Annotated in this window: 16 protein-coding genes and 1 pseudogene; 8 read left to right on the top strand and 9 right to left on the bottom strand. The window is 59.5% G+C overall.

Features of this window, described 5'->3' with window-relative positions; genetic code table 11:
- Positions 1 to 9: 9 nt before the first annotated feature.
- Complete coding sequence (locus E4Q08_RS16570) at positions 10 to 321, top strand: RNA recognition motif domain-containing protein (protein WP_169071189.1); 312 nt, start codon at positions 10 to 12, stop codon at positions 319 to 321.
- A gap of 57 nt (positions 322 to 378) precedes the next feature.
- The gene (locus tag E4Q08_RS16565) at positions 379 to 1,563 is read left to right on the top strand and encodes an adenine nucleotide alpha hydrolase family protein (protein ID WP_169071188.1); all 1,185 of its coding nucleotides are present in this window, start codon (positions 379 to 381) and stop codon (positions 1,561 to 1,563) included.
- 26 nt (positions 1,564 to 1,589) lie between these two features.
- On the opposite strand, the gene E4Q08_RS16560 is transcribed toward E4Q08_RS16565, so the two are convergent.
- Together E4Q08_RS16560 and E4Q08_RS16555 are read right to left on the bottom strand one after the other, a co-directional pair.
- Positions 1,590 to 2,801, bottom strand: coding sequence for an ABC transporter permease (locus tag E4Q08_RS16560; protein ID WP_169071187.1), 1,212 nt, complete (start codon positions 2,799 to 2,801; stop codon positions 1,590 to 1,592).
- Between the two features lie 27 nt (positions 2,802 to 2,828).
- Entirely contained in the window at positions 2,829 to 4,049 is a 1,221-nt protein-coding gene (locus tag E4Q08_RS16555; protein ID WP_169071186.1) for an ABC transporter permease, read from the bottom strand.
- A 340-nt stretch (positions 4,050 to 4,389) separates the two neighbouring features.
- Here E4Q08_RS16555 and E4Q08_RS16550 point away from each other — a divergent pair, with 340 nt between their 5' ends.
- Positions 4,390 to 6,099, top strand: coding sequence for an FAD-binding oxidoreductase (locus E4Q08_RS16550; RefSeq protein WP_169071185.1), 1,710 nt, complete (start codon positions 4,390 to 4,392; stop codon positions 6,097 to 6,099).
- Positions 6,100 to 6,148: 49 nt separating this feature from the next.
- Here the strand turns inward: E4Q08_RS16550 and E4Q08_RS16545 are convergent, their stop codons facing one another.
- The 3 genes from E4Q08_RS16545 to E4Q08_RS16535 all read right to left on the bottom strand — a co-directional run bounded on the left by E4Q08_RS16545 (position 6,149) and on the right by E4Q08_RS16535 (position 8,292).
- Entirely contained in the window at positions 6,149 to 7,117 is a 969-nt protein-coding gene (locus E4Q08_RS16545) for an EDSAP-1 family PEP-CTERM protein (protein WP_169071184.1), read from the bottom strand.
- 483 nt (positions 7,118 to 7,600) lie between these two features.
- Positions 7,601 to 8,014 carry a putative toxin-antitoxin system toxin component, PIN family gene (locus tag E4Q08_RS16540; protein WP_169071183.1) on the bottom strand — a complete coding sequence of 138 codons (414 nt, stop codon included), beginning with the start codon at positions 8,012 to 8,014 and terminating at the stop codon, positions 7,601 to 7,603.
- Between the two features lie 5 nt (positions 8,015 to 8,019).
- The gene (locus E4Q08_RS16535) at positions 8,020 to 8,292 is read right to left on the bottom strand and encodes a ribbon-helix-helix domain-containing protein (RefSeq protein WP_169071182.1); all 273 of its coding nucleotides are present in this window, start codon (positions 8,290 to 8,292) and stop codon (positions 8,020 to 8,022) included.
- 118 nt (positions 8,293 to 8,410) lie between these two features.
- Between E4Q08_RS16535 and E4Q08_RS16530 the strand changes: the two genes are divergently transcribed.
- The 3 genes from E4Q08_RS16530 to E4Q08_RS16520 all read left to right on the top strand — a co-directional run bounded on the left by E4Q08_RS16530 (position 8,411) and on the right by E4Q08_RS16520 (position 9,461).
- The gene (locus tag E4Q08_RS16530; protein ID WP_211203461.1) at positions 8,411 to 8,695 is read left to right on the top strand and encodes a DUF4351 domain-containing protein; all 285 of its coding nucleotides are present in this window, start codon (positions 8,411 to 8,413) and stop codon (positions 8,693 to 8,695) included.
- A 155-nt stretch (positions 8,696 to 8,850) separates the two neighbouring features.
- The gene (locus tag E4Q08_RS16525; protein ID WP_169071181.1) at positions 8,851 to 9,138 is read left to right on the top strand and encodes a hypothetical protein; all 288 of its coding nucleotides are present in this window, start codon (positions 8,851 to 8,853) and stop codon (positions 9,136 to 9,138) included.
- Between the two features lie 179 nt (positions 9,139 to 9,317).
- Positions 9,318 to 9,461, top strand: a complete 144-nt coding sequence (locus tag E4Q08_RS16520) for a DUF4351 domain-containing protein (protein ID WP_169071208.1) — start codon at positions 9,318 to 9,320, stop codon at positions 9,459 to 9,461.
- Between the two features lie 67 nt (positions 9,462 to 9,528).
- Here the strand turns inward: E4Q08_RS16520 and guaA are convergent.
- Positions 9,529 to 11,095 (bottom strand): annotated as a pseudogene (guaA, locus tag E4Q08_RS16515) (glutamine-hydrolyzing GMP synthase).
- A gap of 58 nt (positions 11,096 to 11,153) precedes the next feature.
- Positions 11,154 to 12,614 (bottom strand): IMP dehydrogenase, encoded by a 1,461-nt coding sequence (gene guaB, locus E4Q08_RS16510; RefSeq protein ID WP_034912761.1) that lies wholly within the window; start codon positions 12,612 to 12,614, stop codon positions 11,154 to 11,156.
- Between the two features lie 62 nt (positions 12,615 to 12,676).
- On the opposite strand from guaB, the gene E4Q08_RS16505 reads away from it, so the two are divergent.
- The gene (locus E4Q08_RS16505; RefSeq protein WP_034912759.1) at positions 12,677 to 13,120 is read left to right on the top strand and encodes a DUF4124 domain-containing protein; all 444 of its coding nucleotides are present in this window, start codon (positions 12,677 to 12,679) and stop codon (positions 13,118 to 13,120) included.
- A 12-nt stretch (positions 13,121 to 13,132) separates the two neighbouring features.
- Here E4Q08_RS16505 and E4Q08_RS16500 read toward each other — a convergent pair whose 3' ends face one another.
- Together E4Q08_RS16500 and E4Q08_RS16495 are read right to left on the bottom strand one after the other, a co-directional pair.
- Positions 13,133 to 13,453, bottom strand: a complete 321-nt coding sequence (locus E4Q08_RS16500; protein ID WP_034912757.1) for an RnfH family protein — start codon at positions 13,451 to 13,453, stop codon at positions 13,133 to 13,135.
- Positions 13,446 to 13,892 carry a type II toxin-antitoxin system RatA family toxin gene (locus E4Q08_RS16495; protein ID WP_034912754.1) on the bottom strand — a complete coding sequence of 149 codons (447 nt, stop codon included), beginning with the start codon at positions 13,890 to 13,892 and terminating at the stop codon, positions 13,446 to 13,448. The genes E4Q08_RS16500 and E4Q08_RS16495 overlap by 8 nt, the downstream gene beginning before the upstream one ends.
- Positions 13,893 to 13,970: 78 nt before the next feature.
- Here E4Q08_RS16495 and smpB point away from each other — a divergent pair, with 78 nt between their 5' ends.
- Positions 13,971 to 14,417, top strand: coding sequence for an SsrA-binding protein SmpB (gene smpB / locus E4Q08_RS16490; protein WP_034912751.1), 447 nt, complete (start codon positions 13,971 to 13,973; stop codon positions 14,415 to 14,417).
- The last annotated feature ends 30 nt before the right edge of the window (positions 14,418 to 14,447 follow it).

Genomic DNA, 14,447 nt, shown 5'->3' with positions numbered 1-14,447 from the left:
TTGATCCAGATGGCGGGAGAAGTCGATTTCAACCGGATTGCATGGGAGTTGGATATGTCAACCATTTTCATCAGCAGCCTTCCCTTTCGCGCAGACGAAGCGTTCATCCGTGATCTGTTCAGCCCCTTTGGCCGGGTCGTTTCGGTTGATCTGCACGCGGACTGGGTCAATCCGACCCATGAGCCCTATGCCTATGTGGAATTGGAAGCACCTGACCCCGAACTGGCGGTCAACGCCCTGGATGGTCAAAAATTCGGCCAGAACCATATTCGTGTGCATCAGCGGGTGATTCCGCCGACACCGACCGTCAAGGCCGACTGACCTCGCGCTCATCCCACTATTCGTCTATTCGTCCATTCGTCCTTTCGGAGTGACTCCATGGCTAAGGATATCGACCAGCAAATCCTCAATGACCTGCGTCAGTTTGATTTTGTTGCGCAGAACATCTGGCCCAGATTGCGCGGCCTGTTCAAACGCACGATAGCCGCGCGCTGCAACCAATGCGTGATTTCCTCACGCGTGCCCTACATCACGCTGACCGACGGCGTCTGTAATCTGTGCCACGAACACAACAAGTTGCGCGCCAATGACGAGGAAACCGTCTGGCAGAAGAAGTACGTCGAGCATCAGCGCAAGGAACTGGACCACCTGCTGAAAAGCCATCAGGGCAAGGGCCGCGACCGGTATGACGCATTGGTTCTGTTCAGCGGCGGCAAGGACAGTGTTTATATGCTGTCGCGCCTGCGCAAGGAACACCCCGGCCTCCGCGTTCTGCTGATGACCTGGGACAACGGCTTCTATTCCAAGCTGTCGCTGGATCGCTGCAAGGAAGTAGCTGCCAAGATGGACCTCGACCATATCGTCTACAAGCCGCGTTCGTCGGTTTACAAGACGCTGTACTGCTATACGCTGAAGAACGTCGAGATGAAGGGCAGCTATCAGACGGTCGACCGGCTGGATGGTACGCTGAATCAGATGCTGGGCTTTTATTTTGCCTATGACATGAATATTCCGCTGGTTCTGGCGGGTGTTGATTTCGCACAGGAACTGATCATGCAGTTCCATTCGTATTATGTCATGCCGTTCGAGGACATGTGTTCGCGCACCCTGACCGACCGCATGGAGCGCCGTTCGGGTTTCAAGATTGCCGACATTTTTACCGAGGAAGACCAGAAACTGTTCTGGGACGGCACCGGCAAGGACCCCGATCGTATTCCGCAATACGTGCTGCCCTTCGTCGCCTGGCGTCCCGACAAGGCGGCAATTCTGGGCGAACTCGAACGGGAAAGCCTGATGCCGGAACGGGATTCCTCGCCCATCCTGACCAACAATCAAGTGCTTTCGATCATGACCGCCATCGACATCAAGACGATTGGCTATTGCAGCTTCGAACCGGAATTCGCCGAAATGATCCGCTTCCGCGAAAACGATCCGGTTTATTGGCGCAATGCCTTTGAGATGGCCGAGTTCGGTGCTCGCAACAAGGTATTCCTGCAACGCACGGTGTCAAAAGTGCTGGGCAAGCTTGGCCTGACTTTCCAGGAGGTGGGACTCGAAGCCTAGCAGCAAGGGTTTCGCGGGCCAGCCAGTCAGACGTTCTGGCGCAGCGCGTCCACGACCGGAATGCGGGTCACGCGTCGTGCCGGGAAGATGGAAGCGCTGACGGTGGCGACGAGGCCGATGGCGAAAGCCAGCATGAGTTCTTTCGGCACGACTCGAATCTGCGCCATGTAGCCGACCTCGCTGCTTGGCGGGGGTGGCATGGGAATGCCAATGGCCGAGATCACCAAAGCAAGGACGATACCAATCAGCAAGCCAGTGCTGCTGCCGATCATCCCGATCAGAATGTTCTCCGTGATCACCAGCCGGAATACGTCGATCCGGCGATTGCCGAGCGCCATCATGGTTCCGAATTCCCCCACCCGCTCGAAAGCGCTCATATTGACGCTGTTGGCGACGCCGAGCAAAACCATGATCAGGACGATCAGGCGCAGCACGCCGAACTGCCGGTCGTAGAGCGTGACGGTCTTGTCGTAAAAATCGGTCAACTCGTTCCATTTCTTGATCTCGAACTTTTCGGGGTCAAGTTGAGCCGTGAGTAACTCGGCGATCCGCACCGTGTCGAGGGTGTCGGTGAGGGAGACGACCAGGGTATTGACACCGTTGGCATTCAAGAGCTCCTGGGCGGCGGCCAAGGGAATGCGTACCGCGCGCGCATCGTAATCCCGGGAAAAGCTCCTGAACGTTCCGACGACTTCGAACTCCAGCGTGTTCAGCGCACCACCCGAAGTGCTTACCAGAACCGTGACCCGATCCCCAACCCCAATCCTGAACGCGTCAGCCAGGCCCTTTCCGACGATGATGCTGTAGCGGTCCTGATCGATGAGCGCACGACCCGATTCGATGCGGATGAATGTGCCCAGCTTGCTTTCCCGGTTTGGCTCGATGCCCTCGCCGATGATCGAACGGTCCGTACGACCGGCGTTGAGAAGGCCCGAGAAGCTGACCCGCGCCATCACGTCAGCCACGCCCGGCAGCTTGGCGACCTGCTGCCGCAGCGGATCGGCATCGTTGATCATGAATCTGTCCGGCGCCCGCGCTCCCTTCTCGAAGAACCCCTGCGCGTTGATCTGGAGGTGACCGAACTGCGAGTGAATCACTGCCTCGCGCAGCTGGATGAACATGTCCTCGATGAATCCGCCGGAAAGGACGAGGCTGATGACGCCAAAGAGGACTGCACCGAACGTCATTCCCGTACGCAGCTTGTGCCCGAGAAGATTGCGGAGTGCGAGCTTGAACACGGGTCTTCCTCGATCTGTGGGCAGCGCTCAGCGGTTGAACCGCAGCGCGTCGACGATGACCATTCCCGAAGCGGTCCGTGCCGGAATGATGCTTGCGACGAGTGTCGATCCCACTGCCAGCAGGAATGCGTCGGCGGCGAGCCGGCCCGTGACCATGACCTCGCCCAGGAACCCCCAGGACTGTCCTGGCGGAGGAGGCATGGGGATTCCGATGCGGGAGATGACCCAGGCAAGAAGGGTGCCCAACGCCAGACCGAGGAGCCCGCCGACAATGCCGAGCATCGCACCCTCCACGACGATCATGCGCAGGATTCCGCGGCGTGTCAGTCCGAGAGCCATGGCCGTGCCGATTTCTCCCGTCCGTTCCATGACGCTCATCATCATCGTATTGAAAATGCTCAACACGATGATCACGGCGATGATGACTCTCATCACGCCCGCCTGTTTGGCGAGGAGGGAAACCGCCTTGACGTGGAAATCTGCGAGTTCGATCCATTCGGTGAATACCAGGCTCTCGTTCGCAAAGCGCTGGCGCAGCGTTCTCAAGGTTGGACCGGCCTGCTCGGTTTCTGTCAGCAACAATGCCCAGGTGTGGGCGCCATCCACTTTCAACAGCCTATGGGCGATCGTCAGCGGCACCCTGAGAGCGACGTCGTCGTATGCTTTCGACATGGTCGCAAAAAAACCCCGTACCCGGCATTCGACCGCATTGACACTGCCCGTTGCCGTGTTCGCCATGAGAACCACCGTATCCCCGACGTCGATGCCGAGGTTCGCGGCGAGGCCCAGACCCAGGATGATTCCGTTCGGGTCATCGGCCGACAGGTTGGCACCTTTGGGGATCCGCAGCGAACTGCTCAGGATCTGCTCCTTGTCCGGTTCGACTCCCTCGGCAACGAAGGAAACGGTTTCATCGCCTTTGCTCACCAGGCCGCTGAAAGCCAGACGTCTGCCGAGAACACGCAGCTCCGGGAGCCGTTCGATGACGTCCTGTACGGGCGAACTCTTCGGCAGGAGGTAGCCAAACGGGTCGGCCATCCCTTCTTCGAAATACCCTTTTCGGCTGACCTGAATGTGGCCAAACTGGGAGGTGATGGTGGTCTCCCGATGTTTGAACATGATCCAGTCGATGAAACCGTTCGCGACGATCAGGGCAGCCACCCCGAAAGCGATGGCGGCGAGCGCGAACGCAGAACGCCGTCGTTGTCGCGCGATGTTTCTAGCGGCCAGGAAGGCGTCAGTCAGCAATGGATGGTTTCAGCCCGGGAAGGTTGCACGGGCAAACGCAGTTGGGTGGACATCGGCGCGCTCCAGATTGCAATGCTCGGATTATCACACACCCATCCCCGGGAAGCCCAGCAGATTCCGCCGCTTCGGCCACCCATGTCAGGAGCCCTTTGCCTGTTGCTCACAAGAACCTCATTCGCACTCGGAGCCAGACGCGAGATTGACGCCGTTTGATGTGGGCTCATATACTTTCGATCGTAGCCCTGGATTTCCTGTCCTTGACCTCGGTGGCACTCCATGCGAACGAAGTCATTCCCTCTTGCAGCAGACTCCCGGTCATCATCGATGGACGAAATGCCACGTGCCTAAAGACGACGCGACTCCCCTCATCAGTGCATTCGATCCACGCAGCGACCTGTCCGGTGCGCTTCGTGACTGGCGGGCGCTGCTTGGCGACGTGCATGTGCTTGCCGATGAGCAGGTGCGGGACCATTATGCCCGCAGTACATCGTCATCCTCCCGGCGCCCTGCAGCCATTCTGAAACCGGGTACGCGGGACGAGGTCGTGAAGGTCGTGAGAATCGCGCGCCGCTGCAGAACGCCGCTGTATCCGATCAGCACCGGCCAGAACTGGGGCTACGGCGACGCCTGCGCAGTCTACGACGGACAGGTCATCGTCGACCTCGGGCGAATGAACCGCATCGAACACGTTGACACCGAGCTGGGCTACGCCGTCATCGAGCCCGGAGTGACCCAGGGACAGCTCTCCCGCTACCTGGCCGAGCAAGGCGTGCCGTTCTGGATCGATTGCACGGGTGCGGGGCCGAATTCGAGCTTCATCGGCAACATCGTCGAACGTGGCTTCGGACACAGTCCCTACGGCAACCGTTTCGAAACGATCTCGGGGATGGAAGTGGTTCTCGGTACCGGGGAGGTGTTGCGCACGGGATTCGGCCACTACCCCGGTGCCAAGACCACCCACCTTTACCCGTACGGGATCGGCCCGTACCTCGATGGAATCTTCACCCAGTCGAACTTCGGAATCGTCACCCAGCTCGGACTATGGCTGCAGCCGATCCCGGAGTCTTTCTGCCCGTACATCGTGCTCTTCAAGGAGGACCAGGACCTCCTCGAAGCCATTCCCCGGCTGCAAAAACTCCGGCTGAACCGGATTCTGCAAAGCGTGCCCCACATCGGCAACGATCTGAGAGCCTTGGCTTCCGACGCCCCGTTCCCCCGCGACCGACTCCCTGCTCAGGCGCGTCTGACACCGGAAGTCAGGGCCGCGCTGCGCAAGGAAGCAGGAATCGGTGCCTGGTCGATGTCGGGGGCGTTCTATGGCACTTCGCGCCAGGTCGCGCTGCACAAGAAGCTGTTGAAGCACGCATTGGCGAATGTCGATGCCAAGGTGATCTTCCTGCCCCGGCACCTCCTGGCCGCCGGACAGTGGTTCGTGCGCCGGTTCGGCCATCTCGCGCCCTTTCGCGGCCTGGAGAAGAAGATTCGGCTGGGTTCGGCGCTCGCGGGAATGCACAGCGGCGTACCGACGGGGGCATTCCTGCGCGGATGCTACTGGCGCCACCAGGCGGGCGTGCCGGCGGACTTTTCCGACGACAGCGATCTCGCGCGAGAGCGGATCGGCCTGATGTGGATGGCGCCGATCATTCCGTTCCGGCGGGAGGATCTCGCCCTGCTCAACCAGGAGATGGATGCGCTGTTCGCCCGCTTCGGCTTCGACTGTCACGTCACCGTGAACATGATCAACGGTCGCGCGCTGGCGGCAGTGTACACGATCGACTTCGATGCGGAAGACGAAGCGGAGACCAGGCGGGGAGTCGAGTGTTACGAGGCCGGGGTGCGCAGCCTATTCGAACTGGGCTACCCCTTGTATCGTAGCTCGGTGCGCGGAATGGGGCTGCTGGCATCGCAACGGGATGATGGCTTTTGCGATGTCGTCGACCGATTGAAGTTGGCTCTCGATCCGGGCGCGATCCTGGCTCCAGGGCGCTACGACTGGCTCAGGAGCCATCGCGCAATACAGTCATCCCAAAATGAGGACAGCGGGAACTGACCCTGGTCAGCCCCGCGCCATCAGTGCTGCTGAATATTGCTGAATCTACTCAGGCTTGCTCACGCCGCCTGCGAGTTGCCCCAAACATCCCTGCCACCAGCCCGGCACCAAGAAGCGCGAGAGTTCCCGGCTCGGGTACCAGCTTATCGGCATCGGTCGAAATCGTATGACGGATGGCCAACTGATAAAGAACGCCCGCTGTCAAGGTCGGTGATTCGACTGCGAACGAACCGATGCAGGAATACGTGGAAACCCCGTTGATGAGCCTGCTCCTACTCGTATTCAATGAGCAAGGATCCAAGAGCTCGCCGGCGTCCAGGACGCCATTCGGCGCGAAGGTGTAACTGGTACCATCGTCACCGGTAAGGGCTGCTGACCAACTGGAACTCGCAAAAGCAGTGGAGCCTGGAACCTTCGCAAGCGGGCCGAGGAAAGCCAGGAGATAGTCGTCGGCGTCGAACTGTAACCGGATCTTGCGAGTCGTAGGCAACACAAAAACAAAGTCTGCCTGGAGGCCGAGGTTCGCCTGCGTGGTGGCCTCCCCCGTCGTGTTGAGCGAGACTTCGCCGACTACCTGAGCCGTCACTCCAGTTGCTGAGCCTGAGCCTGGAAAGGTATCTGACTTATCATAATTAATCGAGTTTCCGCTCAGAAAGGTGTCGGTCCGGGCATAGTTGGTCGAATATATCGGGGGCCGGTGCGTGTAATCATTCTCGCCGTACGGGTTGGCGCCAACGGATTGTTGCGGCAGATCCATCGTGTAGGGATACACGTTATCAGAACGAGAGTCGCTAACTGTCACTCCGTTCAATTTGGCGAACGCATCCGTGTTGTGATTAGCAACGAGCGCAGCGAAGTCGCTCTCTTTGAGAGGGGTGCCGGCGGTGTCAGTCAAAAAGAAATTCTTAATCTCCAGCACCCCCTGGGCCAGAACGCCAGCATTGGCGTTGCTTGCCGCAGCACCGAGTGCCAAGGCCATTGCAATCAGGCGTGGGGAAAAACCGGGCTTCTTGTTCATATCATTCTCCTGAAAAAAAACTTAATGGAATCCGCCAAGCCCAAACTGCACATTTACACGGGACTTTGCAGTGACAACAATTAAGCAGATTTCATGCCAGAATTGGTTTATCTATACGAAACAATGACATAACTCGGTATGCCAGCGCTAGATGGAGGGTGTGTGTAAAATTTTCCGACACTTCTGGGCTGGCTATGCGGAAAGGGGATCGGGCTATACCGGCGGGAAGCGCAGCCTGGAGAAGGCTCGTCCGGCCTGTATGGCGCGGGTATCGATGCCGGCGGCTGACGCAACCCAGCCCTTCTGTTCAAGAAACCGCAGAAAGGCACGGGTGCTGACCTTGCGGCAATTGTCAGGCAGCAGGAAGTTGGCGTGAGCGATCTGGTTGGACCAAGCCGGTTTGCAGAGCAGGTCCAGTGCGTCGACGTAGGCGAGCGTGATTAGCGGGCCAGCGTCGGGTTAATGATCGACCGCGTCATCGGATTAAACCCTTAGAAAACTCAGAGCCTCTCGGGCCGTTAGGATGTGCGTTCCCTGATGACATGACAAGGCGAGTAAGTCTCGCTTATCACCCGTGACGAGCACATCGGCTTGACCTGCTTGGGCCATCGCCAACAGAAAATTGTCGTAGGGATCGGGCGAAACATCGATCGTCGGTAAGCGCTCGATGAGCGTTGCCAGGCGCCGGAGATCGTTGACCAGCCGCCCCGCCTCGGCGGGGTGAATCCGAAAGCGGATGCCCTCGCGACGGGTGACACGGCGGATTTCTTCGATCTGCAGTTCTGATGTGATGAGCGTGAAGCGTCCGTCTCGCCAAGCCTCATACAAGTGATCGGGTGGTGTTCCCCGCGTGATCAGGGCCGCAATCAGGATATTGGTGTCAAGGATGAAGCGCATCCCGACTACGATGCTTTTGACAGCGTCGGCCACATCTCGCTACGCACGCTGGCGCAGGCCTCGTCGATCGCCGCCTGCAACTCATCAGCACTGACATCGGCGTTGCGGGCCTTCACGCCCTGCACCGCCTGGTCGAACATCCGCCAACGTACCGCGTCCTCGATGAACTTCGAGAGATCTCCCTTACGCATTCCCTGGGCACCAAGGTAAGCCCGCAATGCGAGATCTGTTTCGCGCGAAAACGTCACCGTCAGCCGAGTAGTCTCTTCGTTGGCCATCTGTTCACCTTTGTGCGTAAGCATCTATCCAGGTAGAAACTTAACATCTTGCCCGTCTGTAGGCAAGAGTGAGCCTTGTCCAAAGTTCTGGATCAACCGCATTGTCCTCCGACGGCTGATGCCCGGACAGGAGGTACCCGAAGTCGACGAACTACAGGAGATCGACACCATGCTTGCCGAAACCGTCGAAGGATGGACCAAACAGTGGAAAGAGGAGGGCCTGCAGCAAGGCCGACAGGAAGGCGAAAGCGCCTTGCTGCGAAAGCTGCTCGAACGTCGTTTTGGCCCCTTGCCCAGCTGGGTGCACGAGCGCCTTGGGCAAGCAACCCCGGAGCAACTGGAGACCTGGGGCCTCGACCTGCTGGATGCCGCCGGGCACGACGAGGTGTTCAAGGCACACTGATCAGCCTCCCTCTGACACGATCTGGCGCAAGTGCTCTGCGGAACGAACCCGGGTTGTCCCACCGGGTCAGAATCGATGGGGTCAGAGTCGATTGATCTCAACTTTCGGTGGAGAGTGGAATCTGCAGAAGCAAGCGCGATGAGGTCGTCGGAAGAATGGCGGAGTTTGTGCTCTCGGCGGCAGGTTGGATCGATGTCACTCTGCTACGCCGGCGGGAAGCGCAGGGTGGAGAAGGCTCGTCCGGCCTGTATGGCGCGGGTTTCGATATCGACAGCCGACGCAACCCAGCCCTTCTGTTCAAGAAACCGCAGAAAGGCACGGGTGCTGACCTTGCGGCAATGGTCAGGCAGCAGGAAGTTGGCACGAGCGATCTTGTGGTCTTCAAACAGGAATACGCCCGTTATTGGCGGATCCGACAACCAGATAACGCAGTTCGGCGTTGAAAAGCGCGTTGACTGAAGTGTCCGCCTTGGCGGCGATGACCTTGGCCCGCTTGAGCAACTCACGATCGACGGATCCCGTAAAATTTACACTGGTCATAGTAGATTCTCGGATTAAACACATAAACAAGTGTAGCACATGAATCGGTGTTGCAAACAAAACACGGGTCGGAGTAGAGTAGCTGCAAAAGCAACTCGAACGTCGTTTTGGCCCCTTGCCCAGCTGGGTGCACGAGCGCCTTGGGCAAGCAACCCCGGAGCAACTGGAGACTTGGGGTCTCGGCCTGCTGGATGCCACCGGGCTCGACGACGTGTTCAAGGCATGATCGATGGTAACCGACAATCGATGGGGTATCTGACCCCATCAATTGATCAGATTGCCCGCCGTCATTACTACTCCCACTCGATCGTCGCCGGCGGTTTGCCCGAAATGTCGTAGACCACCCGGTTGATGCCACGCACCTCGTTGATGATCCGGTTCGAGACCTTTCCCAGCAGGTGGTGTGGCAGCTCTGCCCACTGCGCGGTCATGAAGTCCTGGGTTTCGACGGCGCGCAGTGCGACGACGTATTCGTAGGTTCGACCATCCCCCATGACCCCCACGGATTGGACTGGCAGGAAAACGGCGAAAGCCTGACTGGTTTTCTCGTACCATCCGGTGGCGCGCAACTCATCAATGAAAATGGCGTCGGCGCGGCGCAGCAGGTCGGTGAATTCGGGCTTCACCTCGCCCAGGATGCGCACCCCCAGACCAGGACCGGGGAAGGGGTGGCGATAGACCATGTCATGCGGCAGCCCGAGCGCGACGCCGAGTTCGCGTACTTCATCCTTGAACAGCTCGCGCAGCGGTTCGAGCAGCTTGAGGTTCAGTTGTTCGGGCAGACCACCAACATTGTGATGGCTCTTGATGGTGTGCGCCTTCCTGGTTTTCGCTCCGGCGGATTCGATCACGTCGGGGTAGATCGTTCCCTGCGCCAGCCAGCGGGCGTTCCTGAGCTTGCCGGCCTCGGCCTGGAACACCTCGACAAACTCGCGACCGATGATCTTGCGTTTCTGCTCGGGATCGCAGACGCCCTGCAGGTGGCCCATGAATTGCGCCGTCGCGTCGACATGCACCACCTTGACGCCGAGATTGCGGGCAAAGGTGTGCATCACCTGCTCGGCTTCGTGAAGGCGCAGCAAGCCGTTATCGACGAAGACGCAGGTCAGCTGGTCGCCGATTGCGCGGTGAATCAGTGCCGCAGCGACCGAGGAATCGACACCGCCCGAAAGACCGAGAATCACCTCTTCGGCGCCCACCTGCGAACGAATCTTGTCGACTGCCTCGGTGACGTAATCGGGCATGTTCCAGTCATTTCCACAACCGCAGATGTCGCGCACGAAGCGGCCGATGATTTCCTTGCCCTTGAGGGTATGCGTGACTTCCGGATGAAACTGCACTGCGTAGAATCGGCGTTTTTTCGTCGGCCATTGCCGCGATCGGCGTCGATTCGTTGCTGCCGATGACCTGGAAGCCAGGCGGCAATTCGGTGACCTTGTCACCATGGCTCATCCAGACGTCGAGGAGTGCGTGGCCCTGGGCATTGCGGCGATCCTCAATGCCCTTGAACAGCGCGCTGTGGCCGCGTGCGCGCATTTCGGCATAGCCGAATTCGCGTCGGCTGGAACCCTCGACCTTGCCGCCCAACTGCTCGGCCATGCTCTGCATGCCGTAGCAGATGCCCAGCACGGGTACGCCAAGCTCGAACACCAGCGACGGGACCTTGAAGTCCGCCACTTCGTAGACCGAATTCGGCCCTCCGGAGAGAATGATTCCCTGTGGTCTGAAGTCGCGAATGAACTGTGCCGTGACGTCGTAGGGATGCAGCTCGCAATACACCTGCTGCTCGCGGACGCGGCGAGCAATCAGCTGGGCGACCTGCGAGCCAAAGTCGAGAATCAGAATTTTTTGATGGGACATGATGATGCCTCAAATGACGCGGGCGGCCTGCCGCCGCCCGCCGATCATCGACTGCTGCTCAATCGACGTGGTAGTTCGGAGCTTCCTTGGTGATCTGAACATCATGAACATGCGATTCCCGAACCCCCGCCGAAGTGATTTCGACAAAAGTGGCCCGGGCGTGCATTTCTTCAATCGTCCGGCAGCCGAGATAGCCCATCGACGAGCGCAGACCGCCCATCAACTGATGAATGACGGCGAGCACCGATCCCTTGTAGGGAACCCGGCCTTCAATCCCTTCCGGCACCAGTTTGTCGACATTGGCGGTGGCGTCCTGGAAATATCGGTCAGCGGCACCCGCGGCCATGGCCCCGATCGAGCCCATGCCACGGTAGGACTTGTACGAACGTCCCTGAAACAGTTCCACTTCACCGGGAGCCTCTTCGGTTCCGGCAAACAGGCCGCCGAGCATGACCGCATCACCGCCCGCGGCAATCGCCTTCGAGATGTCGCCGGAGTAACGTATGCCGCCGTCGGCGATCACCGGTACGCCGCTGCCCTGGAGGGCATCGTAGACCCTCTGGATGGCGGTGATTTGCGGTACACCCACGCCGGCGACGATGCGCGTAGTACAGATCGAGCCCGGACCGATGCCCACCTTGACGCCGTCGGCGTCGTGCGCAAGCATCGCCAGGGCGGCGTCGGCGGTGGCGATATTACCGCCGATCACTTCGACCATCGGGAAGTTCTTCTTGATCCAGCGGACGCGGTCGAGAACGCTCTGCGAATGCCCGTGCGCGGTGTCGACGACCAGCACGTCCGCACCCGCTTCGGCAAGCAGTTCGACGCGTTCCTCGGTGCCGGGGCCAACGCCGACGGCAGCGCCGACCCGCAGGCGGCCGGACGCATCCTTGCTGGCGTCCGGGTGTTCAGTGGTCTTGATGATGTCCTTGACGGTGATCAGGCCGCGCAATTCGAATGCGTCATTGACCACCAGAACGCGCTCCAGCCGGTGTTTGTGGATCAGTGCCTTGCCTTCCTCGACCGTGGCTCCCTCACGCACCGTGACCAGGCGATCGCGCGGGGTCATGATGTTGCGGACGGGCTGGTCGAGCCTGGTTTCGAATCGCAGGTCGCGGTTGGTGACGATGCCGACAACGCGCTGGCCATCGAGCACCGGTACGCCGGAGATTTTGTGCAGGTGGGTCAGTGCGAGCACGTCACGGACCGACATGTTCGGCGGAACGGTGATCGGATCTTTCAGAATGCCGGATTCGAAACGCTTGACCTTGGCGACTTCGGCGGCCTGTGCCTTGGGGCTGAGGTTCTTGTGGACAATCCCGATTCCCCCCTCCTGCGCCAGGGCGATCGCCAGGCGACTCTCGGTGACGGTATCCATGGCCGAGGAGACCAGTGGCAGATTGAGGCTGATATTGCGGGTCAGACGTGCCCTGAGGGTGACGTCACGCGGCATGATCGACGAATGGGCGGGAACGAGCAGAACGTCGTCGAACGTCAGCGCCTTTGGGATTAAACGCATGGCCTTTGATCCGAGGTCACAAAAACGTATTATACAGCGTGCCCCCTAACCACTGAATGACCATGAAACGCTCCCTACTGACTGCTGCCAGCCTGCTGTTTGCGATTGCGGCGCAAGCCCAGATCTATCAATGGCAGGATGAAAACAACCGCACCGTGATTTCCGACATGCCGCCCACCGGCAAGGCCCGGCAGCAACGCAAGATCGAGGCGGAAACACCGGCAGCGAACGCCACAGCCGGCAAGACGGCGGCCGATCGCGAACTGGAATTTCGCAAGCGTCAGAAGGAGTCTCGGGAAGCTGCCGAGAAGGCCGAAAAGGAACAGCGCGCGAGCACGCAAAAACAGGAAGACTGCGAGACTGCACGCCGTGCCTTGCAGGTCCTGGAGTCCGGCGAACGCTTGGCGCTGCGCGACAGCAAGGGCGAACGTTACTTCATGGATGACGCGCAGCGTGCGCAGGAGATCGCCAAAGCTCGCGAATCCGTGCAGGTCCACTGTAAGTGAGCGGCAGGCGAGCTACTCGGCCTCGCTCTCACCGGCCCCTTTTTTCATGACCTTGCCCGCGGCTGCCCGTTGCTTGCGCACTTCCTTCGGATCGGCAAGCAACGGCCGGTAGATCTCGACACGGTCGTGATCGCGCAGGACTGCGTCGGGCTTGCTGAGCTTCGCGAAAACGCCCAGCTTGTTTTTCGCCAGATCAATTTCAGGGTACTTCTGCAGCAGTCCCGACGCCTCGATCGCTTGACGCACCGTGCTGCCCGGCGGTAGCCGCAAGCTGACGAGCTGCTGCTTCGTCGGCAGGGCATAGATCACTTCTACATGCAGCATCTCAGGCATTCGGCACGGCTCCATGCAGGTCGTACGCACGCCTCACGAAGGCGTCGACAAAGGTATTGGCAATCTGGCTGAAGACCGGCCCGATGACCTTTTCGAACATCTTGCTGGAAAACTCGTAGGAGAGCTGGAACTCGATCTTGCAAGCGTGTGCGGCGAGCGGTTTGAAATGCCAAACCCCGTCAAGCCGGCGAAACGGACCATCCACCAGCGTGATTTTCATCGAGAACGGCGACTCCTTGTTGTTCACGGTCGTGAAGTGGGATTTGACGTTGCGGTAGTTGATGTGCAGGGTGGCCACCGTCCTGGTGTCGTCGCGGAATTCGCAGTGTGTCAGGCTGCACCACGGCAGGAACTGCGGGTAGTCCTCGACGCGGTCGACCAAATCGAACATCTGTTGCGAGGAACGCTCGATCAGTACCGATTTCTTGACCATGGCCATTCGCTGCCACACCTCGTGAATCCTGTAGAATCGAGGATTCTAGCACTCCCGAACCCTGACTACCCGAGAAACGGCACCATGAGCATCGTCGCCAACAAGAAGGCCTTTCATGACTACTTCATCGAAGAGAAGCTGGAGGCCGGTATCGCACTGGAGGGCTGGGAGGTCAAAGCGATCCGGGGTGGCCGGGCGAGCATCAAGGAAGCGTATGTCGTCATCCGTAACGGCGAAGTGTTTCTTTTCGGCATGCATATCACGCCACTGCTGGCGGCGTCGTCGCATGTCAAGCCGGATCCGGTTCGCACCCGCAAGTTGCTGTTGCACAGCCGGCAGATCGGCAAACTGATCGGTCAGGTCGAACGCGCCGGCTACACCCTGCTGCCGCTCGACCTGCATTTCCAGCGTGGCCGCATCAAGGTCGAGATCGGCCTGGCCAAGGGCAAGAAGCAATACGACAAGCGGGAAGCCGAAAAAGAGCGCGACTGGGTGCGCGAGAAGGCCCGGCTGATGCGTGAAAAAGTGTAGCAGGACGGATCTCGGATCGGCCCCGGCAGC

Source organism: Candidatus Accumulibacter contiguus, from assembly GCF_012940005.1.
In the GTDB taxonomy this organism is placed as follows: domain Bacteria; phylum Pseudomonadota; class Gammaproteobacteria; order Burkholderiales; family Rhodocyclaceae; genus Accumulibacter; species Accumulibacter contiguus.
The sequence above is the reverse complement of the archived record's forward strand: the minus strand, read 5'-3'. Positions and strand labels throughout refer to the sequence as shown.

Coding starts and splice junctions, on each gene's coding strand:
- E4Q08_RS16570 (WP_169071189.1), top strand. CDS start 10: ATGGCGGGAGAAGTCGATTTCAACCGGATTGCATGGGAGTTGGATATG.
- E4Q08_RS16565 (WP_169071188.1), top strand. CDS start 379: ATGGCTAAGGATATCGACCAGCAAATCCTCAATGACCTGCGTCAGTTT.
- E4Q08_RS16545 (WP_169071184.1), bottom strand. CDS start 7,117: ATGAACAAGAAGCCCGGTTTTTCCCCACGCCTGATTGCAATGGCCTTG.
- E4Q08_RS16540 (WP_169071183.1), bottom strand. CDS start 8,014: ATGCGCTTCATCCTTGACACCAATATCCTGATTGCGGCCCTGATCACG.
- E4Q08_RS16535 (WP_169071182.1), bottom strand. CDS start 8,292: ATGGCCAACGAAGAGACTACTCGGCTGACGGTGACGTTTTCGCGCGAA.
- E4Q08_RS16530 (WP_211203461.1), top strand. CDS start 8,411: ATGCCCGGACAGGAGGTACCCGAAGTCGACGAACTACAGGAGATCGAC.
- E4Q08_RS16525 (WP_169071181.1), top strand. CDS start 8,851: ATGGCGGAGTTTGTGCTCTCGGCGGCAGGTTGGATCGATGTCACTCTG.
- guaB (WP_034912761.1), bottom strand. CDS start 12,614: ATGCGTTTAATCCCAAAGGCGCTGACGTTCGACGACGTTCTGCTCGTT.
- E4Q08_RS16505 (WP_034912759.1), top strand. CDS start 12,677: ATGAAACGCTCCCTACTGACTGCTGCCAGCCTGCTGTTTGCGATTGCG.
- E4Q08_RS16500 (WP_034912757.1), bottom strand. CDS start 13,453: ATGCCTGAGATGCTGCATGTAGAAGTGATCTATGCCCTGCCGACGAAG.
- E4Q08_RS16495 (WP_034912754.1), bottom strand. CDS start 13,892: ATGGCCATGGTCAAGAAATCGGTACTGATCGAGCGTTCCTCGCAACAG.
- smpB (WP_034912751.1), top strand. CDS start 13,971: ATGAGCATCGTCGCCAACAAGAAGGCCTTTCATGACTACTTCATCGAA.